Origin of the sequence: Rhodococcus tibetensis, assembly GCF_024438035.1 — a bacterium.
GTDB lineage: Bacteria > Actinomycetota > Actinomycetes > Mycobacteriales > Mycobacteriaceae > Rhodococcus_F > Rhodococcus_F tibetensis.
In genome coordinates, this window is record NZ_JANFQF010000031.1 from 3,583 (window position 1) to 30,392 (window position 26,810).

At 67.6% G+C, this 26,810-nt stretch carries 1 protein-coding gene; it reads left to right on the forward strand.

What is annotated here, in order from left to right:
• Window positions 1–26,808, forward strand: a complete 26,808-nt coding sequence (locus NOF53_RS25615; RefSeq protein WP_255974161.1) for a non-ribosomal peptide synthase/polyketide synthase — start codon at window positions 1–3, stop codon at window positions 26,806–26,808.
• The last annotated feature ends 2 nt before the right edge of the window (window positions 26,809–26,810 follow it).

The following is a 26,810-nucleotide window of genomic DNA, read 5'->3' on the forward strand; positions in this document are numbered from 1 at the left end:
ATGACGAGTTTGACTTCGCAGCAGCCGAACGAGCGCGCTGCCGAGGGGAATGTGCCCGAAGGGGCGTTTCCTCTGTCCTCGGTGCAGAGAAGCATGTGGTTCGCGCAACAACTGAGCCCCACGGTTCCCAAGTTCATCGCCCAGTACGTCGAACTGCGCGGCCACATCGACCTGGACCTGCTGAGCGAGGCCGCCGTGCGGGCCGCCCACGAGTTCCAGTCGCCGTTCCTGCGGTTGCTCGATGTCGACGGAGAGCCGTATCAGATGGTCGATTTCACCATCGATCCGTCGATCGGGTTCCGGGACTTTCGCGGTGAGGCCGATCCGATGGCCATCGCGAAGGTGTGGATGGACGAGGACTGCGCGACCCCGCTGCGGCTGACCCGCGACCGCCTCGTCGAGATGACGGTGCTGCAGGTCGGCGAACAGCACTACCTGTGGTACACGCGGATTCACCACGTCGCGCTCGACGGCTACAGCGGCATGACGATGGCCAATCGTGTCGCGGCCCTATACACAGCCCTCGTCGAGGGCACCGAGCCCGCCCCGAACCGTGCGCTCGATCTGCGCGAACTCTACGACCTCGACCAGAAGTACCGGTCCTCCAACAGGTTCGAGAACGACCGCAAGTACTGGGCAGAGCGCATCGTCGGCATCGAGCACGGCAGCACCCTGGCAACCCACGATGCGCCCGCAGCCGCGCAGAGTCGGCTCGAGAGCGCCACGCTCTCCGAGGAGGCCCTCGAACTCCTCGACATCTCGGATCAGCGGGTAGGTGCGACGTCGGCGGCCGTGATGGTCGCCGGGTTCGCCTGCTACCTCTCGCGGATGACGGGTCGAGCGGACGTCTTGATCAACCTGCCGGTGTCGGCGCGCACGACGGCCCCTCTCCAGAGGTCTGGCGGCATGCTCGTCAACGTCGCCCCGCTGCGGATCACCGTTCGTCCTGAGGACACCGTGGCGGAGCTGGTGCAGCGCGTGCAGCTGGAGCTGATGGGCGCACTGCGTCACCAGCGGTGCAGCCTCGAGGACATTCGCCGCGACGCGGGACTGTCCGGGACCGCCGAGGGGCTGGCAGGCCCCATGGTCAACGTCATGCTGTTCCACCAGCAGTTCACGCTGGGTTCGGTGGTGGGTGAATATCACATCGTCACCTCGGGCCCGGTGGACGACCTGCTGGTCAACATCTACCAGGGCGGCGACGGGGAGACCCTCCTCGACTTCCGCGGCAACCCCCACAGGTACGGGCCCGAGGAACTGCGCGCGCATCACCGGCGGTTCGCGGAGATGATCGAGGAATTCGTCACCGCCGACCCACAGACCCGGACGGCTGCCATCCACGCCGAGAGCGCCCGGCTCGCAGCACGGGTGCTCGCACGGAAGGCCGATCTCGACTTCTGGGCCCGCGAGCTGGCCGCGCTACCCGAGGTGACCGCGCTCCCGCTCGATCGGCCGCGACCGGCGAAGCGGGACGGCGCCGGGGACGAGGTCGACTTCGCCGTCGATGCCGACGTGCAGCACCGGGTGCACCAGCTGGCACAGGACGCGGGCACCGGACCCTTCACCGCCGTACACGCGGCGCTCGCGATCCTTCTCGGACGGATCGGGGACACCGACGACGTAGTGATCGGAACCCCGATCGTCGGCCGGGATCCCATCGGTTCCGACGATCCGGACAGCGGCGCGTTCTTCAACAAGGCCGTCCTGCGGTCAGACGTGGACGGAGCGTCGTCCTTCGCCGATCACCTCGCGCGGGTCCGGGACGCCGATCGCGCTGCCTTCACGCACGCGGCGTTGCCGTTCGACGACCTGGTCGCCCGGTTCGTGACCGAGCCGGACCCGTCGCACGCACCGCTGTTCCAGGTGATGCTCGAATTCACCGACGGCGGTCATCCGCACGACACCGCCGGGGATGTGCGCATCAATCCCATTGCGCGCGAACACCGGCCGCTGGGTCTCGACCTCGTTTTCTCGCTCACCGAATCCGAAGCGGGCGGGATCGACGGTCGAGTGCGGTACGCGACGGATGTGTGGGACCGCAGCAGCGCCGAGGCGCTGGCGGGGCGGTTCGTTCGCATCCTGCGGGCCGTGACGACCGATCCGATGGCACCCATCGGGGACGTCACCCTGCTCGAACCGGCCGAATACGCGGAACTGAGTCCTGTTCGCGGGGATGGCTCGGTGGAGCCTCTGACCCTGCCCGCGCTGCTACAGCACGCGGCGGCGACCGGAGGCGACGGTGCGGCGCTGGTCTTCGAAGGTCGTACCCTGACCTATGCGGAACTCGACGAGCAGTCCGACCGTCTTGCGCGCATGCTCATCGGCCGCGGCGTGGGGCCGGGTACGGTTGTGGCGCTGGCGATTGCGCGTTCGATCGAATCGGTGTCGGCCACCTGGGCGGTCGCTAAGTCCGGCGCCGCTTTCGTGCCGGTCGATCCGCACTATCCACCGGACCGCATCGAGCACATGCTGACCGACTCCGGCGCCCTCGTCGGACTGACAGTCAGCGCACATCGCGACGCATTGCCGGAGACGGCACCGTGGTTGGTGATGGACGACGCCGAGTTCGGGCAGGCGCTTGCCGCCGAGTCCGCAGGCACCGTCACCGACGAGGATCGCGTCCGTTCGCTACGGCTGTCCGACCCGGCGTACCTCATCTACACTTCCGGCTCCACCGGCGTCCCCAAGGGTGTCGTCGTCACCCATGTCGGGTTGGCCAACTTCGCTGTCGACGAACGCGAACGTTTCGGTGTCACACCGGACTCCCGGACACTGCACTTCTCGTCGCCGAGTTTCGATGCCTCCATCCTGGAACTCCTGCTGGCGGTCGGTGGCGGAGCGACGATGGTGGTGGCCCCGTCCACGGTGTACGGCGGTACCGAACTCGCGGAACTGCTGCGCCGCGAACAGGTGACGCATGCGTTCGTCACGCCGGCGGCGCTGGCGTCGGTGGATCCCGACGGCCTCGACTCGATCCGGTGTGTCGTCACCGGTGGCGAGAGTTGTCCCCCCGCCCTGGTCGAGCAGTGGGCACCGGGACGGGTCATGTTCAACGCGTACGGGCCCACCGAGGCGACGGTGGTGGCCAGTGTCGCCGGACCGCTCGTCGTGGGGGAGCCTGTCACAATCGGCCGTCCTTCGCGGGGTGTGGCTTTGCTGGTGCTCGACCCACGTCTGCACCCGGTCCCTCGGGGTGTGCCGGGCGAGTTGTACATCACCGGAGACGGTGTGGCACGGGGGTACCACAACCGTCCGATTCCGACCGCGGAACGGTTCGTCGCCGACCCGCACGGAGGTGCGGGACAGCGGATGTACCGTACCGGCGATCTGGCACGGTGGAACTCGAGCGGTCAACTGGAATACCTGGGCCGCACCGACTTCCAGGTGAAGATTCGCGGGTTCCGCATCGAACTCGGTGAGATCGACGCCGTCGTACGCTCGCATCCGGCCGTGGCCTTCGCGACCACGGTCGGGCGTACCGCCCCGTCCGGTGACACAGTGCTGGTGACGTACGTGCTGCCCGGGGACGGGGTCGAACTCGTCGTCAACGACGTCCTCGAACACGCGGCGGCCGCGCTGCCCGCGCACATGGTGCCCGCGCGCATCGTGATGCTCGGCGAGGTCCCACTGACTCCGGCCGGCAAGCTCGACCGGAAAGCGTTGCCGGAACCGCAGTTCGAGGCCACCTCGACGGTGTACCGGGCGCCGGCAACTCACACGGAGATGCGGGTCGCCGAGGTGTTCGCGGACCTGCTGGGTGTCGAACGTGTCGGTGTGGACGACAGCTTCTTCGACTTGGGCGGTGACTCGCTGGTCGCCACGCGGGTGGTCTCTCGGGTCAACACGGCACTCGGCACCGAGATCGGGGTGCTGGACCTGTTCGAGGCGCCGAGCGTGGCGCTACTCAGCGCCCGCGTCGACGCCCTGGGGCCCCGCACGTCGGTCCGGCCCCCGCTGGCGCCGCGCACCACCGCCGGGCCGGTGCCGGTGTCGCTGGCACAGCAGCGGATGTGGTTCATCAACCAACTCGACACTGCGTCCCCGGCCTACAACATTCCCGTGGCCATCCGGTTGCGCGGCACACTCGACGTGGAGGCCTTGCGCGCCGCGGTCCGCGACGTCCTCGACCGGCACGAGTCGTTGCGGACCGTGTTCCCCAACACCCCCAATGGGCCTCTCCAGGTGGTGCTTCCGGTCGCGGACGTCAGCCCGGACCTCGACGCGGTCGAGGTGGCTCCCGACGAACTCGACATCCACCTGCTCGCGGAGGCGGCCACCGGGTTCGACGTGACCGTGCAACCGCCGATCCGCGCCAAGCTGTACCAGACGGCGACAGAGGATCATGCACTCGTCTTCGTGGTCCACCACATTGCGGCCGATGGACTGTCGATGACTCCGTTGACACGGGACGTCATGGTGGCCTACCACGCCCGCGCCGCCGGCGAGGTCCCACAGTGGGCGCCCCTCGAGGTGCAGTACGCCGACTTCTCCGTGTGGCAACGTGAGCTGCTCGGCTCCGCCGACGATCCCACGAGCGTGCTCTCCCGGCAACTGTCGTTCTGGGCCCGCACTCTCGACGGTGCCCCCGAAGTACTGGACCTGCCGACCGATCGCCCGCGCCCGGCGCGACAGTCGATGGTGGGGGGCACAACCGATTTCACCATTCCGGCCCGTCTCCACGCCGCCCTCCTCGGCATCGCCGGCGCCCACGACGCCAGTCTGTTCATGGTTGTGCACGCTGCTCTGGCCGTCCTGCTCTCCCGGTCCAGCGGCTCGTCCGATGTATCCATCGGCTCCCCGGTGTCAGGTCGCGGTGAGCGGCAACTCGACGACGTCGTCGGCATGTTCGTCAACACCGTCGTCCTGCGCACGGAGGTCGATCCGGAGCGCAGCTTCCCCGAAATCCTGACCGGTACCCGGTCCGCAGACCTTGCGGCTTTCAGTAACACCGATCTGCCGTACGAGTTGCTGGTCGACGAGCTGAAGCCGACCCGCTCCGAGGCGCATTCGCCGCTGTTCCAGGTGATGCTCGTGCTCCAGGGCTTTACGGACACCCGGCTCGAGCTTTCGGGGCTCGACGTCGAGGTGCAGGGGCTCGAGACTGGTGCGGCCAAGTTCGACCTGCAGGTGATCCTCACCGAGCACACCGAAAATTCCGGGGAACCCGGCGCGATCGACGCCCAGTTCTCCTACGCCGCGGAATTGTTCGAGCCGTCCACGATGGCCGCCCTCGCGGAACGGTTCCTCACCCTCCTCGACACCGTCACTGCGCGCCCGGAGGTGAAGGTCGGCGACATCGACCTGATCGGACAGGAAGAGAACCGCCGGATCTTGCGGGAGTGGAACGACACCGCCGCGGCGATACCGTCCTCGGCCACCTTGGTGGACCTCTTCGAGGCGCAGGTGAGGCGGACACCGGATGCAGTGGCAGTGGTGTTCGGTGAAGACGAATTGTTGTACGCGGAGTTCGATGCCCGAGCGAACCGGCTCGCCCGCGAACTCCTCGCCCGCGGAGTCGGACCGGAGTCCCGGGTGGCCGTGTCGTTGCGGCGTTCGCTCGAACTGATGATCGCCATCTACGCCGTGGAGAAGGCGGGGGCCGCGTACGTTCCCCTCGATCCCGACCATCCTGCGTCACGGATCGCGTACGTTCTCGACAACTCCTCCCCGACGTGTGTCCTTACCTCATCCCGTGATCGATCCGAGGGGGTGACGAGTGAAGCAGGCAGTGCCGCGATCGAAATCGACACACTCAATCTGTCGGCCAGGGCGAGCACGCCCATTACCGACGCCGAGCGTGGCGGAGCCGTCCATCCCGACTCGACGGCCTACGTGATCTACACCTCTGGTTCCACCGGCAGGCCCAAGGGTGTCGCGATCAGCCACCGGTCGATCGTGAATCGGTTGCTGTGGATGCAGGACACCTATCGCATGGACCACACGGATGTGGTGCTGCAGAAGACGCCCGTCACGTTCGACGTGTCGGTGTGGGAACTGTTCTGGCCGCTCGAAGTCGGTGCCCGGCTGGTGCTCGCGGCGCCGGACGGTCACCGCGACCCGACCTACCTCTCGCACGTGATCGCCGACCACCAGGTGACGACCATGCACTTCGTGCCGTCGATGCTCGCCGTGTTCATTGCGGGTGCCGAGCCCGACCTGTGTGGTTCGCTGCGTCAGGTGTTCTGCAGCGGTGAGGCGCTCCCACCCGCCACCGCCGACGCCTTCCGGGACTTCGGATCGACAGCGCTGCACAATTTGTACGGCCCGACAGAGGCCGCTGTCGACGTCACCTACTGGGAATGCACCGAAGCGGACCGGGTGTCGGTGCCGATCGGCGCCCCGGTATGGAATACCCAACTCTACGTGCTCGACGCTCGCCTGCATCCGGTGCCGGTCGGCGTCCACGGCGAGCTGTACCTGGCGGGTGTCCAACTGGCCCGCGGATACGTCGGGCGTCCCGACCTGACCTCGGATCGCTTCGTGGCCAACCCGTTCGGCGAGCCCGGTCAGCGCATGTACCGCACCGGTGACATCGTCCGGTGGCGCGCGGACGGCAACGTCGAGTACATCGGCCGGCGCGACTTCCAGGTCAAGCTGCGCGGCCAGCGGATCGAACTCGGCGAGGTAGAGGCCGCCTTGCTGGCGCATCCGTCGGTGGCGCAGGCCGTGGTGACCGTGCATCGCAGCGAGGCCACCGGGGAAAGCCTGGTCGGATACGTGATTCCCGGGCCCGGCGTAGAAATCGACACCGCCGACATCCGCGACACCGCGGCGGAGTCGTTGCCCGCGTACATGGTGCCCACCCGCATCATCGTGCTCGATCGCTTCCCCCTCGGCGCCACCGGGAAGCTGGATCGCGGTGCGCTGCCGGAGCCGGAGTTCCTCAGTCCGTCCACCGAATTCGTGACCCCGCGTAATCCGATCGAGGAGATCCTGGCCTCGATTTTCGCGGACCTCCTGAGCGCACCGCGGGTCGGCGTGTACGACAGCTTCTTCGATCTCGGCGGCAACTCCCTCGTGGCCACCCGGTTGGTGGCGCGGGTGAACGCGGCACTGGGCAGCCGCATCGGTGTCCGGGAGATCTTCGACGCCCCGAGCGTGGCCACGCTGGCGACGCGGATCGAGTCCGAGGCCGTCCATAATGCCGAGCGTCCCCCGCTGGTCGCCGGAGTTCAACCGGGCCGGGTGCCGGTGTCGCTGGCTCAGAAGCGCATGTGGTTCATCAACCAGTTCGACATCGATTCACCCGCCTATAACATCGCGCTCGCGGTTCGATTGACCGGTGACCTCGACGACGCCGCGATGCAGGACGCCGTCGCCGACGTCTTGGAACGGCACGAGTCGCTGCGCACCCGGTTCCCGATGGTCGACGGCGAGCCCGTCCAGGTCGTTCACGATACCGAGGACGTGGTTCCGGACCTGACCCCGATCGATACCTCCGAAGATGAACTGCCGCAACACATTGCGCGTCTGGCTGGCGCCGGATTCGACGTGACGGTCGCGGTACCCGTGCGCGCGGCGCTGTTCTGCACCGCGCCCGAGGACCACGTGCTCGTCATCGTCGTGCATCACATCAGTGCGGACGGTTTCTCCATGGCGCCCCTCGCCCGGGACGTGATGACCGCGTACGCCGCCCGCACCGGTGGCCAGGCGCCCGACTGGGCGCCGCTGACCGTGCAGTACGCCGACTTCGCGCTCTGGCAGCACCGGGTGCTCGGTAGTGCCGACGACCCCGACAGTCTGCTGGCCGCCCAGCTCGACTACTGGACCCGCACCCTCGCCGGACTCCCGGAGCTGCTGGCGCTGCCCACGGACCATCCCCGGCCGACCCAGCAGTCCTTCCGCGGTGGTGTCCATTCGTTCAGCATCGACCCCCAGGTGCACAGCCGGTTGATCACCACGGCGCGAGAACACAATTCGAGTGTCTTCATGGCCGTGCACGCCGCACTGGCCGTGCTGCTCGCCCGGCTCGGTGACACCGACGACGTAGCGGTGGGAACGCCGATCGCCGGTCGCGGCGATGCCGCCCTCGACGACATGGTGGGCATGTTCGTCAACACCCTCGTGCTCCGCACCCCGGTGAAGCCGAACTGCTCGTTCTCCGAACTGCTCGCCACGGTGCGGGACACCGACCTCAGCGCGTTCCATCACTCGGACCTTCCGTTCGAACGACTGGTCGATGCGATCTCGCCCGAACGCGCCACGTCCCATTCGCCGCTGTTCCAGGTGGTGCTCGAGTTCCGCAACAACGAGCGGCCCCGTCTGGAGCTGCCCGGTCTGACCGTCACCGGGCTCGACCTCGCCACCGACATCTCCAATTTCGATCTCCAGCTGACCCTCACCGAGGAATTCGGTGTGTCGGGGGAGCCGGCAGGCATCTCGGCCGCGTTCACGTACGCGTCGAGTCTGTTCGACGCTTCGACGATCGCGGGTTTCGCCGATTACCTGCAGCGGATCTTCGACGCTGCGACCACGGATCCGGAGCGGGCCGTCGGTGACATCGAGCTGATGGTGGCCTCCGAGCGCGCCGCGCTCACCCCGGTGATGGACGCACCCGACACCGAGCTGCGCACACTTCCCGAACTGCTCGCGTCGGCGGCCACGGATCCGGAGGCGGCCGCACTGATCTACCAGAGCCGGGAAATGTCGTACCGGGATCTCGATCAGCAGTCGAACCAGCTGGCCAGACTGCTCATCGGGCGAGGCGTCGGCCCCGAATCGGTGGTGGCGCTGGCGATGGGGCGGTCCGTCGAATCGGTGCTGTCCCTATGGGCGGTGGCCAAGGCCGGCGCCGCGTTCGTGCCGGTGGACCCGGATTACCCGACCGACCGCATCGTGCACATGCTCACCGATTCCGGTGCGCAGCTGGCCCTGACGGTGACCGAGTTCCGGTCCGCCCTCCCCGAATGCGTCGACTACCTGGTGGTCGACGCACCCGAGCTCGGTGTCGAGGTGGCTACCCAGTCTTCTTCCGCCGTCACCGACGCAGACCGCAGGTTGCCCCTCGCACTGGAGAACACGGCGTATCTGATCTACACATCGGGATCGACCGGAATGCCGAAGGGCGTCGCCGTCACCCATCGGGGCCTGGCGAATTTCGCCGCGGACGAACGCACCCGATTCGGCATCACCTCGGCCTCGCGCACCCTGCACTTCTCCTCGCCGAGTTTCGACGCCTCGATCCTCGAGTTGCTGCTCGCGGTCGGGTCCGGCGCGACGATGGTCATCGCGCCGTCCACCGTCATCGGCGGCACCGAACTCGCCGATGTGCTCCGTGAGGGCCGGGTCACCCACGCCTTCATCACCCCCGCCGCGATGGCGTCGGTGGAACCCGTGGGCCTTCACCACCTCGAATGTGTTGTCACCGGTGGTGACGTGTGCCCGCCCGAGCTGGTGGCCCAGTGGGTCACGGCGGACCGGCGGATGTTCAACGCCTACGGCCCGACCGAGGCGACCGTGGTGTCGAGCGTGACCGGCCCGATGGTGCCGGGCGATGCCGTCACCATCGGCAGGCCACCACTGGGGACGGGCGAAATGGTGCTCGATTCGCGCCTGCACCCGGTGCCGAACGGTGTGACCGGCGAACTGTATGTCACGGGTTCGGGACTCGCGCGGGGCTACCGGAACCGGGCTGGGACGACGGCCGAACGGTTCGTGGCCAACCCCTACGGCGGCCTCGGCGCCCGGATGTACCGGACCGGCGACCTGGCGCGCTGGAACCGCGACGGGCAACTCGAGTACCTGGGCCGCAGCGACTTCCAGGTGAAGATTCGCGGATTCCGCATCGAGCTCGGCGAAATCGAAACGGCCCTCGCCCGGTATCCGGGCGTGGCCCATTCCGTGGTGTCGGCGCACAAGGGCACCACCGGAGTGAACCGGCTCGTCGGCTACGTCGTCCCGACGAGCGGCACCGTCCTCGACCCGGAGGCCGTCCTCACATTCGTCGGCAGCTTCCTTGCTCCCTATATGGTGCCGTCCACGTTGGTCGTTCTCGACGCGCTGCCGTTGACCCCGGCGGGCAAGCTGGATCGGCGGGCGCTGCCCGAGCCGGACTTCGGTGCCCGGGTGTCGTCGGGGCGCGCACCGGTCTCGGAGATGGAATCGGTACTGGCCGACCTGTTCGCCGAGGTCCTCGGGCTCGAGTCGGTGGGCGTGGACGATTCGTTCTTCGCCCTCGGCGGCGACAGCATCATGTCGATCCAGCTGGTTGCCCGTGCCAAGTCGGCGGGTGTGGTGCTCACCCCGAGGGACGTGTTCGAGGCCAAGACGGTGGCCGGGTTGGCCGCGGTGGCGTCGTGGGCGGGCGACGCGGACGTGGCGGTGCTCGAGGAGCTTCCCGGCGGCGGCGTGGGCGCCATGCCGACCACGCCCATCACGGCGTGGCTTCTCGCGCGCGGGGGCGAGTTCAACCGGATGTCGCAGTCGATGTTGCTCACCGCGCCCCCGAATCTGCGGGCGATCGAGCCGTTGATCGATACGTTCCAAGCCGTACTCGACCGGCACGACATGTTGCGTGCACAGCTGATCGTCGGGGTCGACGAGTCGCATCTCGAGGCCTGCCCGGTCGGCTCGGTGGCGACGCGCAACATCCTGCGGCGGGTGGCCGTGGCCGCTGCGCCCGGAACCGCCGAGTTCGCGAGCGCCGTCATCGCCGAACTCGATGCGGCACTGGACCGGCTCGACCCGGCGGCGGGTGCGATGCTGCAGGTGGTGTGGTTGGACGCCGGTGACGCCGGCGGCCGGCTGCTCGTGGTGGTGCACCACCTTGTGGTCGACGGCGTGTCGTGGCGAATTCTGGTGCCGGATCTCGCGACGGCGTGGGCACAGGTTTCGGCGGGTCAGGAGCCGGCCCTCGAGCCGGTCGGCACTTCGATGCGGCGCTGGGCACACGGCCTGGTGGACCAGGCGGGCGAGCGGTCGGGCGAACTCGACCTCTGGCAGCGAATCCTCGACTGCGAGGACCCGCTCGTCGGTAGCCGCCCCCTCGACCCGGACATCGACGTGAACGCCACGGTCGGCCGGGTCACCGTCGAGTTGCCGGCCGAGGTCAGCGAGGCCCTCCTCACGACCGTGCCGGATGCGATTCACGGCAGTGTGAACGACGGGCTGCTCACCGCCCTCGCGATGGCTGTCACGCAGTGGCGGCGTTCCCGGCTGGTCACCGGTGCCCATGGGCGGCCCGTCGACGGGACACTCGTCAGCCTCGAAGGCCACGGGCGCGAGGACCAGGTGGTCCCGGGCGCCGATCTCGGTCGCACGGTCGGCTGGTTCACCGCGATGTTCCCGGTGCGCCTGGACCTGTCGGGCATCGATCTCGACGACGCGTTCGACGGCGGCCGGGCCGCGGGCTCTGCGATCAAGGCGATCAAGGAACAGCTTCTCGCGATCCCCGACCACGGCATGGGCTACGGCATGCTGCGGTATCTCAACCCCGACACCGCACCTGTGCTCGCGGACCGCTCGCTGCCTCAGATCAGCTTCAACTACCTGGGGCGCTTCGCAGCCGACCTGTCCGAGGCCGCCACCCGCGCCGGCTGGGCACCGACCGGTGAAGTCGACATGGACCGCGCCCAGGACCTCGACACACCCGTCACTTCCGCCATCGATATCAATGCCGTCACCACCGAGGTCGAGGACCGTCCGCAGCTGCGGGCGACGTGGGCCTACGCGGCCGGTGTTCTCGACGCCGCCGAGGTGAGGGAACTTGCCGAACTGTGGGTGCGGGCGCTGACCGCACTCACCGCCTACGCGGCCCGCCCCGACGCCGGCGGTGTCACCCCGTCCGACCTCGACCTGGTCTCCCTCGACCAGGACACGATCGACCGTGTCGAAGCCCGCTTCCCGGCGCTCTCCGACATCTGGTCCCTGTCGCCGTTGCAGTCCGGTCTGCTGTTCCACGCACTCTTGGCGGAAGAGTCGATCGATTCGTACACCGTGCAGATGACCATCGAGCTCCGCGGGGCGGACTCCGCGCGGCTGCGGTTGGCCGGGCAGGCATTGCTCGACCGGCACGCGAATCTGCGTGCGTCGTTCGTCTACGACGAGGGCGGCACCCCGATCCAGGCCATTTCCCGGCACGCGGAGCTGCCGTGGACGGAGATCGACCTGTCGGGCCTCGACGCCGACGCGCGCGCAGCCGAGATGGACCGTATCGCCGACGCCGACCGGCGACGGGGTTTCGACATGTCCACGCCGCCACTCATGCGGTTCATGCTCATTCAGGTGGGGCGGGACGAACAGCACCTGATGGTCACCAACCACCACATCCTCCTCGACGGCTGGTCCATGCCGTTGCTGATCCGCGACCTGCTGACGTTGTATGCCACCGCGGGCGACGCCGACGCGCTGCCCCGGGTGAACCCGTACCGCGACTACCTCGCCTGGATGTCGCATCGCAGTACCGAGGAGTCGCTCGGCGTGTGGACGCGAGCCCTCGCAGGTCTGGAAGGACCCACGCTGCTCGCGCCGGCCGACGCGTCCGCCCAGAGCACGGAGGAGTCGAGTGAACTGGTCGTCGAACTCGACGACCATCGCACCGAACTTCTCAGCGCCCTCGCCCGCGAGCGTGGCATCACGCTCAGCACCCTGATTCGCACGGCGTGGGGAATCGTGTTGGGCGGCTTGACCGGCCGAACCGATGTGGTCTTCGGTGGCACCGTGTCGGGTCGGCCACCGCAGATCCCCGGCATCGAGTCGATGATCGGCTTGTTCATCAACACGCTGCCGGTCCGTGTGGTGCTCGCGCCGTCGGAGACGCTGGGGGAGTTGCTCGAGCGCATCCAGAGTGAGCAGGCATCGCTGCTCGACCACCACTATCTGGGGCTGACCGACATTCAGGGTGTGGCCGGTGGCGGCGCCGTCTTCGACACGCTGACCGTGTTCGAGTCGTATCCGGTGGATCGGGAGGGCCTCACCGAGAACACCGACATTGCCGGTATGAATGTGGTCGACGTGCACGACCGCGCCAACGCCGCGCATTATCCGCTGGCGGTGATCGCGTCCGCGCACGAGCGTCTGCAACTGAAGTTCGAATACGTCCCCACCTTGTTCGACAGTGACACCGTCGCACGCATCGGTGACCGGGTGGTTCGGGCCCTGATGGCGCTCGCCGAGCGGCCGGAGCTGCGGTTGGCACAGTTGCGTCTGCTCACCGAGGCCGAGGAGACCGCGCTGGTTCCGGCCCGGGGCCTGCCGGGTAGTTCCGTGCGGACACTGCCCCAAATGTTCGCGGAGACCGCCGCGGCCGCCGGGGACGCCATCGCCGTCGTCATCGGAAACCGCCGGCTGTCCTATCGTGAACTCGACGAACGGTCCAATCGCATTGCGCGCCTGCTCCTCGACCGCGGCGTCGGACCGGAGGACTTCGTCGCACTGGGAATCTCGCGGTCGCTCGAATCGATCGTCGCAGTATGGGCGATCGCCAAGACGGGGGCGGCGTTCGTGCCGGTCGATCCGAATTACCCGCGTGAGCGAGTCGAACACATGCTCAGCGATTCGGGATGCACGTTCGGCGTGTGCGTGAGTGCGGACCGTAACCGGTTGCCGGCCGATTCGACCACGTGGTTGACGCTCGATGACCCCGAAACCGTTTCTGCCGCAGGCGAAGTTCCTTCTGGTCCAGTCTCGGACGACGAGCGTGTCGTGCCACTGCAATTCGCACACCCGGCGTACATGATCTACACCTCCGGTTCCACCGGTACCCCGAAGGGGGTGGTGGTCAGCCACCGTGGCGTCGACAACTTCGCCGAAGAACAGCGCACGCGTTACGGGACCGACTCGACGTCGAGGACACTCCACTTCTCGTCTCCGAGTTTCGACGCGTCGGTCCTCGACTATCTGATGGCCTTCGCGGTCGGTGCAACCATGGTGATCGTGCCGACGTCCGTGTACGGCGGTGACGAACTGACCGAGCTGATTCGATCCGAGCGCATCACTCACGGATTCATTACCCCGGCGGCGCTGGCGTCGGTGGACCCGGAGGGCCTCGATGTCTTCCGGACCGTGGCTGTCGGCGGCGAGGCCGTCCCACCTGAACTGGTGAGCCGCTGGGCTCCGGGCCGTGAGCTTTTCAACGCCTACGGCCCGACCGAGGCGACGATCGTCGCCAACCTCAGCGACCCCTTGGAGGCCGGCAACCCGGTAACGATCGGGGGGCCAATCCGCGGTAACGCGGAAGTCATCCTCGACGCATGGCTGCGGCCGGTCCCCATGGGTGTCGCAGGGGAGCTGTACATCAGCGGCGAGGGTCTTGCCCGCGGTTACCATGCACGGGCGGGGCTCACCAGTGAACGGTTCGTGGCCGATCCGTACGGTGATCCGGGGGAGCGGATGTACCGTACCGGTGACCTCGCACGCTGGCGTTGGGATCGATCCGTGGAATACCTCGGCCGCAGCGACTTCCAGGTCAAGGTCCGCGGTTTCCGTATCGAACTCGGCGACATCGACACTGCCCTCGCCGGGCATCCTTCGGTGGCGTTCGCCGTCACAGTGGGGCGCCCCGGACCGGCCGGTGACACGGTGCTGGTGTCCTATGTGCTCCCGGAAGCCGAGACGACGCTCGAGCCGCCGGAGCTGAAGCTGTGGACGGCGGAACTGCTGCCGGCCCACATGGTGCCGTCGAGCATCATGATCCTCGACGAAATTCCACTCACCCCGGTGGGCAAGCTCGACCGAGCGGCTCTACCGGAACCGCAGTTCTTGCCGACGACGGACGAATTCCGGCCGCCGTCCACGGTGCTCGAGCACACCATCGCCGATGTCATCACCGCCGTGCTCGGGATCGAGCGGGTAGGCATCGACGACAACTTCTTCGATATCGGCGGAAACTCGCTCATCGCCACCCGTGTCGCCGCCCGGCTCACCGCCGAACTCGACACCGAGATCGGGGTGCGCGCCCTGTTCGAGGCGCCGACGATCCACAGACTCGCCCGCATGATCGAGTCGACGGCGTTCGCCCCGGCCCAGGTTGGCGACCACGCCAGAGTTCCGCTCGGCCCGCGGCCGCGCCCCGCGCACGTGCCGGTGTCGCTCGCGCAGAAGCGCATGTGGTTCCTCAACCAGTTCGACACCTCGTCCGCCGCGTACAATATTCCGCTCGCGGTGCGGCTGGCCGGACGGTTGGACGTGGACGCACTGCGCGCGGCCGTCACCGATGTCTTCGCCCGGCACGAATCGCTGCGCACCGTGTTCCCCTCCCACGACGGGGAACCGACGCAGGTGGTGCTCTCACCCGGACAGTGGACACCGAACCTCGAGATCGCCGAAGTATCGGAGAGTGGACTCCGCGAACACATCGCCACGCTCGCGACCGCAGGTTTCGACGTGACGGCCGACGTGCCGATCCGTTCGGCGCTGTTCGCTCTCGCACCGGACGAGCACGTGCTCGTCATCGTGGTGCACCACATCTGTGCCGACGGTTTCTCGCTCACTCCGCTCGCCAGGGACGTGATGGCCGCGTACGCGGCACGCATTGCGGGCAGCGCTCCGCAGTGGAGTCCCCTGTCGGTGCAGTACCCCGATTACACGCTGTGGCAGCTCGAACAACTGGGCAGCGAAAGCGACTCCGAATCGCTCGTCTCTCAGCAACTGCGGTACTGGACAGAGCAACTCGGGGACCTGCCCGAAATTCTGCAGCTGCCCGCCGATCGGGCCCGGCCCGTCCAGCAGTCGTTCCGCGGCGCCCAGGTCGACTTCGAGATTCCGGCCGAGATGCACCGCGCGCTGTCCGCACTGGCACGCAAACACAACTCCACCATGTTCATGGCCGTGCACGCGGCACTGTCCGTGTTGTTGTCGGCGTTGTCCTCCAGCGAAGACATCGCGGTGGGCACCCCGATCGCCGGCCGCGGTGATGCGGCCCTCGACGAGATGGTCGGCATGTTCGTCAACACCCTGGTCCTTCGGGCCGCCGTCGATCCCGCCGGGGGATTCGGCGAACTGATCGATCAGGTGCGGGCCACCGATCTCGCCGCATTCCATCACTCGGATCTGCCGTTCGAGCGGTTGGTCGACGCGCTGGCACCGGAACGGTCCACCGCGCATTCCCCGCTGTTCCAGGTGTTGCTCGAGTTCCGCAACAACGAGACCCCGCGTCTCGAGCTACCGGAGCTGACCGCAACCGCCGTCGATTTCGATCTCGAGGTCGCAAAATTCGACCTGCAGCTGAGCGTCGAGGAGCGCTTCGAAGAGGACGGGACGGCGTCCGGTATCACCGCGGCGTTCGTCTACGCCACCGATCTGTTCGACGCCGGAAGCGTGCGGATCTTCGCAGACCGATTCCTGCGGGTCCTCGGTGCGGTGACCGCTGATCCGCACGCCCCGGTCGGTGACATCGAGCTCACCGACGCGGCCGAACGGGCCGCGATGGCGAGCGAGTGGAACACAGTCGGCGTCGATGCCGGTACCGACACGCTGGCGGATCGTTTCGCGCAGAGCGTCGCCCGGTTCCCGCAGGCCACCGCAGTCACCTCCGAGGATGTGGCGTACACGTACAGCCAGCTCGACGAGCGGTCGAACCGGCTGGCACGGTTGCTCATCTCTCGCGGAGTCGGGCCGGAAACCCTGGTAGCGGTAGCACTTCCGCGCACCTGTGACCTGATTGTCGCCCTGCTCGCCGTGATCAAGTCGGGTGGTGGATACCTTCCGGTCGACATCACCTACCCGGCGGACCGGCTGGCGTTCGTCTTCGAGGACGCCGCACCGAACTGTGTGATCACGACCGTCGGTGACGCGTCCGCGCTGCCGGAGTCCGGGACGCCCGTCATCCTGCTCGACGACCTCGAGACCGACGCGGACCTCGGTCGGCAGTCACCGGCAGCGATCACCGACGAGGATCGGGTCGCCCCCCTCGATGCGTCGTCGGTGGCCTACGTCATCTACACGTCCGGGTCGACAGGCCGCCCGAAGGGTGTGGTCGTCTCGCACCGCAACGTGCTCACCCTCTTCGCGAACACGCAGCCGCTGTACGGGTTCGACGAGAACGACGTCTGGACGATGTTCCACTCGTATGCCTTCGACTTCTCCGTGTGGGAGTTGTGGGGACCGCTGCTCTACGGCGGGCGACTGGTGGTCGTCGATTACTACACCGCCCGGTCACCGGAAATGTTCCACGAATTGCTGCGCAACGAGCAGGTGACGGTGCTCAACCAGACGCCGACCGCGTTCTACCAACTGGCCGAGACCGACCGGATCGTGTCGGAGATCGACGTGACCGCGGCGGCGTTGGCGCTGCGGTACGTGATCTTCGGCGGAGAGGCCCTCGACCTCGGTCAGCTGGGCCGCTGGTACTCCCGGCACGACGACTCCGCGCCGACGCTGGTGAACATGTACGGCATCACCGAGACCACCGTTCACGTCAGCTACCTGCGGCTCGACCGAGCGTTCGCCGAGTCCGCCTCGGCCAGTGTGATCGGTCGCGCCGTCGCCGGGCTGCGGGTACACGTTCTCGACCGGCGTCTGCATCCTGTGCCGCCGGGCACCATCGGCGAAATGTATGTGTCGGGTGAGCAGGTCACCCGCGGCTACCTCGGCCGTGCAGCGCTCGGCTCCACCCGGTTCGTCGCCGACCCGCTCGGCTCCGGCACACGCATGTACCGGACCGGTGACCTGGCGCGCTGGAATGCCGGGGGCCAACTCGAATACCTCGGGCGCAGTGACTTCCAGGTCAAGATCCGCGGTTTCCGCATCGAACTCGGCGAGATCGAGTCCGCGTTGCTCCGCTACCGCGGAATTGCGCAGGCCGTCGTCCTGACCCGCGACGACGGCCACGGCGGCAACCGGCTGATCGGATACGTGGTGCCCGAGTCGGGTGCCACCGTGGAGGTGTCGTCGGCCCTGGAATTCCTCGGCACCCAGCTCACGTCCTACATGGTGCCTGCGACCCTCGTGGTGCTCGACGCCCTGCCGCTCACCGGCAACGGCAAGCTGGACCGCCGCGCCCTGCCCGAACCGGACTTCGGCGCCCGCGTGTCCGCGAGCCGGGCGCCCACCACCGACATGGAAACCGTGCTGGCCGGGCTGTTCGCCGAGGTCCTCGGACTCGAATCGATGGGGGTGGAGGATTCCTTCTTCGCACTCGGCGGTGACAGCATCATGTCGATCCAGCTGGTGGCCCGCGCCAAGGCTGCGGGTGTGGTGCTCACCCCGAGGGACGTGTTCGAGGCCAAGACCGTGGCCGCCCTGGCCGACGTGGCGTCCTGGGCCGGTGCCGCCGACGTGGTGGTGCTCGAGGAGCTGCCGGGTGGCGGAGTTGGCGATATGCCGACCACACCCATCGCGTCCTGGCTGCTCGAACGCGGCGGCGACTTCCGCCGCTACACCCAGACGGCGCTGCTGTCCCTGCCCCCGTCAGCGGACAGCGCGACCCTCGAACGCACGATCCAGGTGGTCGTCGATCACCACGACATGCTGCGAGCACAGCTGGTCGGAGCGCCGCCGCAGTGGCATATCGACGTGCGCGGTCCCGGGGCCGTCGACGTCCGCGACATCCTTCATCGTGTCGAGGTGCCCACGGTGACCGGCTCGACCTTCGCCGAGATCGCCACTCGCGAACTCGATGCGGCCGCTGGGCGACTGGACCCGGTGGCGGGTGTCATGCTGCAGCTGGTGTGGTTCGACGCCGGGGACGGCGGCGGACGGTTGCTGGTGGTCGCGCACCACCTGGTGGTCGACGGGGTGTCCTGGCGGATCCTCGTTCCCGACCTGGCTACCGTGTGGGCCCAGATCTCGGCGGGGCAGGAACCGGTACTCGAGCCGGTCGGCACGTCGATGCGCCGTTGGTCCCACGGTCTCGCCGGCGCTGCCGTCGACCGCGCCGGCGAACTCGACCTGTGGCGTGGGGTGCTCGGTGGTGACGACCCGCTGATCGGGTCGCGGCCGCTCGACCCGGATGTCGACGTCGCGGGCACCGTGGAGAAGCTGACTGTGGAGGTGCCCACCGACATCACCGACGCCCTCCTCACGACGGTGCCCGAGGCGTACCACGGCGGAGTCAACGACGGCCTGCTGACCGGACTGGCGCTGGCCCTGGCGCGGTGGCGTGCGCAGGCGGCGCAGCGCACACACGGGGAGAGCTTCGCGCAGTCACTGGTCAACCTCGAAGGCCACGGCCGTGAAGATCAGGTCCTGCCGGGTGCCGACCTCGGTCGCACCGTCGGCTGGTTCACCGCGATGTTCCCGGTGCGCCTGGACCTGTCGGGCATCGACCTCGACGATGCGTTCGACGGCGGCCGCGCCGCAGGCTCGGCAATCAAGGCGATCAAGGAACAACTGCTTGCGATCCCCGACCACGGCATCGGCTACGGCATGCTGCGGTATCTCAACCCCGAAACCGCAGACGAGCTGCATGCGCTGCGCCAACCACAGGTCACGTTCAACTACCTCGGACGCTTGGGCGGTGCAAGCTCGACCGATATCCACGGACACCCCTGGGTCCCGGTCAGCGACACCAAGCTCGACGACGTTCCCGCCTCCGACATCCCAGTCGCCTCGGTACTCGACATCAACGCCGTCACCGAAACCGCTGCCGGCGGAAACCGGCTGCGCGCGACGTGGGCGTTCCCGGCCGGTGTCCTGACAGCGGCCGAGGTCCGCGAACTCGCCGAGCTGTGGGTGCAGGCGCTCACCGCGTTGACTGTGCACGTGGCGCGGCCCGACTCGGGCGGTGTGACGCCGTCCGATCTCGACCTCGTCACTCTTGATCAGGCCGCAATCGACGGACTGGAGCACCGCTTCCCGGCCCTGTCGGACATCTGGTCGCTGTCGCCTCTGCAGTCCGGCCTGCTGTTCCACGCGCAATTCTCCGACGCCGCCGTGGATCCGTATATGGTTCAGCTGACACTCGAGCTGCGCGGGGAGGTCGACCCCGACCGGATCCGCCGCGCTGGCCAGGCCCTCCTCGACCGGCATCCCAATTTGCGGGCGGCGTTCGTCCACGACACTGCGGGCGCCTCCGCCCAGATCATTCAGAATCAGGTCGAACTGCCGTGGTCCGAGTTCGACCTCTCTGATCTGGATCCGGCCGAGGCCGAGCAGGAATACGACCGGATCCTGGGGCGGGACCGGTCGGTCAAATTCGACATGTCGCGGGCACCGCTGCTGCGGCTGGCGCTGATTCGGCTGACGGAACAGGACTACCGACTCGTCCTGACCAATCACCACATTTTGCTCGACGGCTGGTCGACGCCGCTGGTCATTCGTGACCTGCTCACCCTGTACGCGACCGATGCGGACGGCAGCTTGCTGCCGCGGGTGCACTCGTACCGCGACTACCTGTCGTGGATGCGACGTCACGACATCACCGAGTCGCTCGCGGCCTGGCGCGCCGCGCTCGACGGGGTCGACGAACCGACTCTGCTCGCGCCGATGGATCGGGCCGAAGCGCATTCGGCGATGGCCGAGGAAACCGCGTTCACCTTGTCGAAGGAGCAGACCACCCGTCTGCGTGAGCTGAGCCGCGAGCGCGGACTGACCCTCAACACTGTCGTGCAGACGGCCTGGGGAATCGTGCTCGGCGGCCTGATCGGGCGCACCGATGTGGTGTTCGGCGGGACGGTGTCGGGCCGGCCGCCGGAGATCGCCGGTATCGAGTCGATGGTGGGCCTGTTCATCAACACTCTGCCGGTCCGGGTGGCGCTGAACCCGCGGGAACCGCTGGGGGATCTGCTCGCCCGGGTCCAGAGCGAGCAGGCAGCCCTGCTCGACCACCACTACGTGGGGCTCACCGACATCCAGTCGGTGGCCGGACTCGGTGCCGGCTTCGATACGTTGACGGTGTTCGAGTCGTATCCGGTGGACAAGGACGGACTGACGGAGCACACCGACATCGCCGGCATGTTCGTTACCGGAATCCGCGGCAAGGACTCTGCGCACTATCCGCTCGCCGTCGTTGCGTCAGGTGACGAGCAATTGAACCTGAAGTTCGAATACCTGCCCGAGGTGTTCGACGAGAGCGCGATCGACGAGATCGCGGACCGACTGCAGCGAGTTCTCGCCGCACTCGCCGATCGGCCCGAGATTCCCTTGGCGCACATGCAATTGCTCACCGAGACCGAACTCGCCGAGTTCGCTCCGGTGCGCGGGCGCCCCGGTTTCTCGGTGCGGACTCTCCCGCAGATCTTCGAGGACGCCGCCGCGCTCGACCCGAACCGGACGGCCCTCACCTTCGAGGGCCGGAACGTCTCCTACCGCGAACTGAACGAGCGTTCGAACCAGCTGGCGCGGGTGCTGATCGCGCGCGGTGCGGGTCCCGAGGCGTTCGTGGCGCTGGGCATTCCCCGGTCCATCGAATCCGTTCTCGCAGTGTGGGCGGTAGCCAAGACGGGCGCCGCGTTCGTCCCCATCGACCCCAACTACCCGTTGGACCGCATCGAGCACATGCTGTCCGATTCAGGCGCCACGATCGGCCTGACCATGACCGCCTACGAGAAAGACCTCCCCGACACGGTGCCGTGGCTGCTGCTCGACTCCCCGAAATTCGAGAAGGCATGCCAGTCGAAAGCCGCACTGCCCGTTGCAGATGCGGACCGAAAGTCCCCGATCAGCCTCGACAACGCCGCATACATCGTGTACACGTCCGGTTCGACGGGCAAGCCGAAGGGTGTCGTGGTCACCCACGAGGGACTCGACAACTTCGCCGAGGATCAGCGCCAGCGAATGGCGGCCGCACCGACCTCCCGCACACTGCACTTCTCCACTCCGAGCTTCGACGGGTCGGTTTTCGAATACCTGCAGGCCTTCGGCGTCGGCGCAACCATGGTGATCGCCCCGCCGACCATGTACGGCGGTGCCGAGCTGGCCGAACTGATTCGCTCGGAGCACGTCACGCATGCGTTCGTGACCACCGCTGCCCTGGCCACGGTCGATCCCGCAGGACTCGACGAGTTCCAGCACGTGACCGTCGGCGGTGAAGCGTGCCCGCCGGAACTGGTGACGAGGTGGGCTCCCGGTCGAGAACTTTTCAATGGGTACGGCCCCACCGAAACCACCGTGATGGCCAACATCAGCGACCCGATGACGGTGGGGGAGCCGATTACGATCGGCGGACCCATCCGCGGTGTCGAGGAGCTGGTTCTGGACTCTCGACTCCAGCCGGTAGCGGTGGGCGTTCCCGGTGAGCTGTACATCACCGGCGCCGGACTGGCCCGGGGCTACCACCGGCGCCCGGCTCTCAGCAGCCACCGTTTCCTCGCGAACCCGTACGGTGAGCCGGGGGAGCGGATGTACCGCACCGGCGATATCGTCCGCTGGCGTGCCGACCACTCCGTCGAATACGTGGGCCGCAGTGACTTCCAGGTCAAGATCCGTGGCTTCCGCATCGAGCTCGGTGAGATCGACGCCGAGATCGCCACTTTCCCCGGCGTGAGCTTCTCCGCCACCCTCGGGGTACCCGGTCCGTCCGGGGACACCGTTCTGGTCTCCTACCTGTTGCCCCTGACGCCGGACACGGTCGACCCCGCCGCACTGACGGCGCACCTGTCCACGCGGCTGCCCGCGCACATGGTGCCGTCGAGCATCATGTTCCTCGACGAGATCCCGCTGACACCGGTGGGCAAACTGGATCGTTCGGCGCTGCCGGCGCCGGAGATCAACGTCCACACCAAAGAGTTTCGTGCTCCTTCCACAGCTCTGGAGTGGGCGATCGCGGACATCTTCGCCGACGTCCTGGGACTCGAGCGGATCGGCGTCGACGACAACTTCTTCGACCTCGGTGGCAACTCGCTCGTAGCGACTCGCGTCACCGCCCGGTTGCGCGATGCGCTCGACACCGACATCGGCGTTCGGGCACTGTTCGAAGCGCCCGACGTGCGATCGCTGGCGGAGCGGATCGGGGAGGGTACGGCTCCCGGCGGCGGTGCCCGCCCGCCGCTCGCCCCGGCCGAGCGGCCCGAGCTGATTCCGCTGTCCCTTGCGCAGAAGCGGATGTGGTTCCTCAACCAGTTCGATCCGTCGTCGCCCGCCTACAACATTCCGCTCGCGGTGCGGCTCATCGGAAGGCTCGACGAGGACGCGCTGCGGCTGGCCATGTCGGACGTGCTCGGGCGGCACGAGACGCTGCGCACGGTGTTCCCGACCGTCGGCAAGGAGCCGACCCAACGGATCCTCCCGGCCGAGGTGGTCCGGCCGGAGTTCACCACCGCCACGGTGACCGCCGAGGAGCTGCCGACACGCATGCGGGACGTGGTGTCGCGGGGATTCGACGTCAGCACCGACCTGCCCGTGCGCGCCGCCCTCTTCGGGACCGACCCCGACCATCACGTCCTCACGATCGTGGTCCACCACATCTGTGCGGACGGGTTCTCGCTCGCCCCATTGGCGCGGGACGTCATGGTCGCGTACAGCGCGCGGCTCGAGGGAGACGGTCCGCAGTGGGCTCCGCTGCAGGTGCAGTACGCCGACTACACCCTGTGGCAACATGCCGCACTCGGTTCGGAGGACGATCCGACTTCGCTGATCAACCGTCAGCTGCGCTTCTGGTCGCACACTCTGGCCGGACTGCCGGACGTCATCGCGCTGCCGACCGACCGGCCGCGCCCCATCCAGCAGAGCTTCGAAGGCGATCGGGTGGAATTCGCGATCGATGCCGACCTGCACCGGCGGATGACGGCCCTTGCCCGGGAGAACAACGCCACCATGTTCATGGCGGTCCATGCCGCCCTCGTGATACTTCTCGCCCGGCTCGGCAGCACCGACGATGTAGTCATCGGAACACCCGTCGCCGGCCGCGGGGAAACCGCGCTCGACGACATGGTCGGCATGTTCGTCAACACTCTGGTGCTGCGTAGTCGCATCGACCCTGCGACGACATTCACCGAGTTGGTGCGGCAGATTCGGGAATCCGATCTGGCCGCGTTCGCGAACTCGGACCTGCCGTTCGAACGGTTGGTGGAGGAGTTGAACCCGACGAGGTCCACGTCCTACTCACCGCTGTTCCAGGTGGCGTTGGAATTCCAGAACAACGAGCGTGCGACGCTCGAGCTGCCGGAACTGCGGGTCGAGGGGGTGGATCTCGAGACGAGGGTGGTCAAGGAAGACCTGGAGGTGATTCTCGCCGAGCAGTTCGATCCGGACGGTGCACCCGCCGGGATCAGCGGCGGCCTCGACTTTGCTGTGTCGCTCTTCGACGAGGGAACCGCCCGTGGGATCGCCGGCCGGTTCGTCCGCATCCTCGCGGCGGTCACCGCCGACCCGGAGCAGTCCATCGCCACCCTGCCGATCCTCGACGAGGTGGAGCGGGAGGAGCTGGCTCCTGCCCGCGGCAGGCCGGACGTCCGTCCCGACCTGTGGCCCGACATCTTGGCCGGTGCGGCAGCCGTGGACCCCGAGGCCATTGCACTGACCTTCGAAGACCGTCACGTCAGCTACCGGGAACTCGACGAATGGTCCAACCGGTTGGCGCGGGTCCTGCGCGCTCACGGTGTGGGCCCGGAAACATTCGTCGCACTGGGCCTGCCGCGGTCCATCGAAGAGGTCGTGTCGATCTGGTCGGTGGCCAAGTCGGGCGCGGCATTCGTGCCCGTCGATCCGACCTATCCGCGTGATCGCATCGAGTACATGCTCACCGACTGCCGCGCATCGGTCGGGATCACCGTCGCCGAGCGCCGGGACAATCTGCCGGAATCCGTCCCGTGGCTGGTGCTCGACGACGAGGAATTCGCGGAGCAGGTGGCGGTGGTGTCCTCGGATCCGATCACCGATGCCGACCGGACACGCCCCCTGCACCTCGGGCATCCCGCCTACCTGATCTACACCTCGGGTTCGACGGGCAAGCCCAAGGGCGTCATCGTCACCCATCGGGGCATCGCCAACCTCACCGCGGAGGAGCACGAACGTTTCCTGGTCTTCCGCGACTCGACGGTCTCGCATCTGGCGTCACCGAGCTTCGACGCCTCGGTGTTCGAGCTGATGATGGCGTTCGGCGCATCGGCTCGGCTGCTCATCGTTCCGCCTACCATCTTCGGCGGCGACGAGCTGGCGGACCTATTGCGCCGGGAACAGGTGACCCACGCGTTCATCACCCCCACCGCACTGTCCTCGATGGAGGACCGCGACCTCGACACGGTGCGCATGCTGGCCGTGGCCGGCGAGGCATGCCCGCCCGAGCTGGTCGAGGTGTGGGGCCGCAACCGCCGCATGCACAACGGTTACGGTCCGACGGAGACGAGCATTCAGGCCAGTGTCAGCGCCCCGATGCGTCCCGGTGGGGTCGTGAACATCGGTGCTCCCGCCATCGGCTTCGAGTACCTGGTTCTGGACGAACGGCTGCAACCCGTCCCGGCGGGTGTCCCCGGTGAGCTGTACATCGCCGGGCCCGGCTTGGCGCGGGGGTACCACAACCGTGCGGCTCTCACCTCGGAACGCTTCCTGGCCTGCCCGTTCGGTGAGCCCGGACGGCGCATGTACCGGACGGGCGACGTCGTGCGGTGGCGTGGCGATCACACCGTCGAATACATCGGGCGCACCGACTTCCAGGTGAAGGTCCGCGGTTTCCGCATCGAGCTCGGTGAGATCGATGCGATCCTCGCCCGCCATCCGGCGGTGGCTTTCGCGGCCACGATCGGGCACACCGGGCCGTCCGGCGACACCCTGCTCGCGGCATACGTGCGCGCCGTCGAAGGCCGTGACCTGGGGCCCGCGGAGTTGCGCACCTACGCCGCCGAGCGGCTGCCCGCCCACATGGTCCCGTCCGCTGTGGTGGTTCTCGATCAGGTTCCGATGACTCCGGTCGGCAAACTCGACCGCAAGGCGTTGCCGGCGCCGGAGTTCGGGACCACCGCTGCCGCGTTCCGAGCCCCGGATACCGAAACCGAACGCATCGTCGTGGAGGCCTTCGCGGAGGTGCTCGGGGTGGAGCGGGTGGGTACCGCCGACAGCTTCTTCGACCTCGGCGGCAACTCGATCGTCGCCACCAGGGTCATCACGGTTCTCCAGGAACGCCTGGGCCGACGGATACCGCTCCAGTCCATGTTCCTCGATCCCACACCGGCCGGACTGGCGCGGCGGATCGATACGGACGGCGGTGGTGAATCGGCCGTCGACGAGGCATTACGAGTCGTGATTCCGCTGCGCCCGACGGGGGAGAAACCGCCACTGTTCTGCATCCATCCGGGGATCGGGCTGTCGTGGGGTTATGCGGGGCTGCTGCAACACCTGTCGCAGGACCGCCCCGTCTACGGTCTCCAGTTGCCGAGTATCAGCGGCGGACCGTCCTTCGACTCGATCGAGGAACTCGCCCACCACTACGTGCTCGAGATGCGACGCATTCAAGGCTCCGGGCCGTACCACCTGCTCGGCTGGTCTCTCGGCGGGATCATCGCGCAGGCGATCGCGGTGGAGTTGCTGCGGGAGGGCGAATCCGTCGCCACCCTGGCCCTGATGGACAGCTACGTCATCGGTGACGCGGACGCGACCCCGGACAGCCTCACCGTCTCCGAATTGCTGCACGGCCTCGGGCTCGACCTCGAGTCCGTCGCCACGGACGGAGAACTCACCTACGAGCGCGCCGTCGAACTCCTCGACGAGGCGTTCGGTCAGAAGACGGGGCTCACACCGCAACATCTCGAACGCATCAGCACCGGGTTCACGAACTCATCGAGAATCATGAACGAGTTCCGTCCGCAGCAGTTCGACGGGGATCTGTTGTTCTTCACGGCGGCGTCGTCACCCGCAGAGCACTCACCTGAGGAGTGGACGCAATCGGTGACCGGTCGAATCCGGGAAGTGAAGCTCGAGTGCGAGCACAACCAGATGATCGAGCCGGAGGTCCTTGCTGTCATCGGACCGGTCCTCGAGGAGTACCTCGATACACCCTGAAA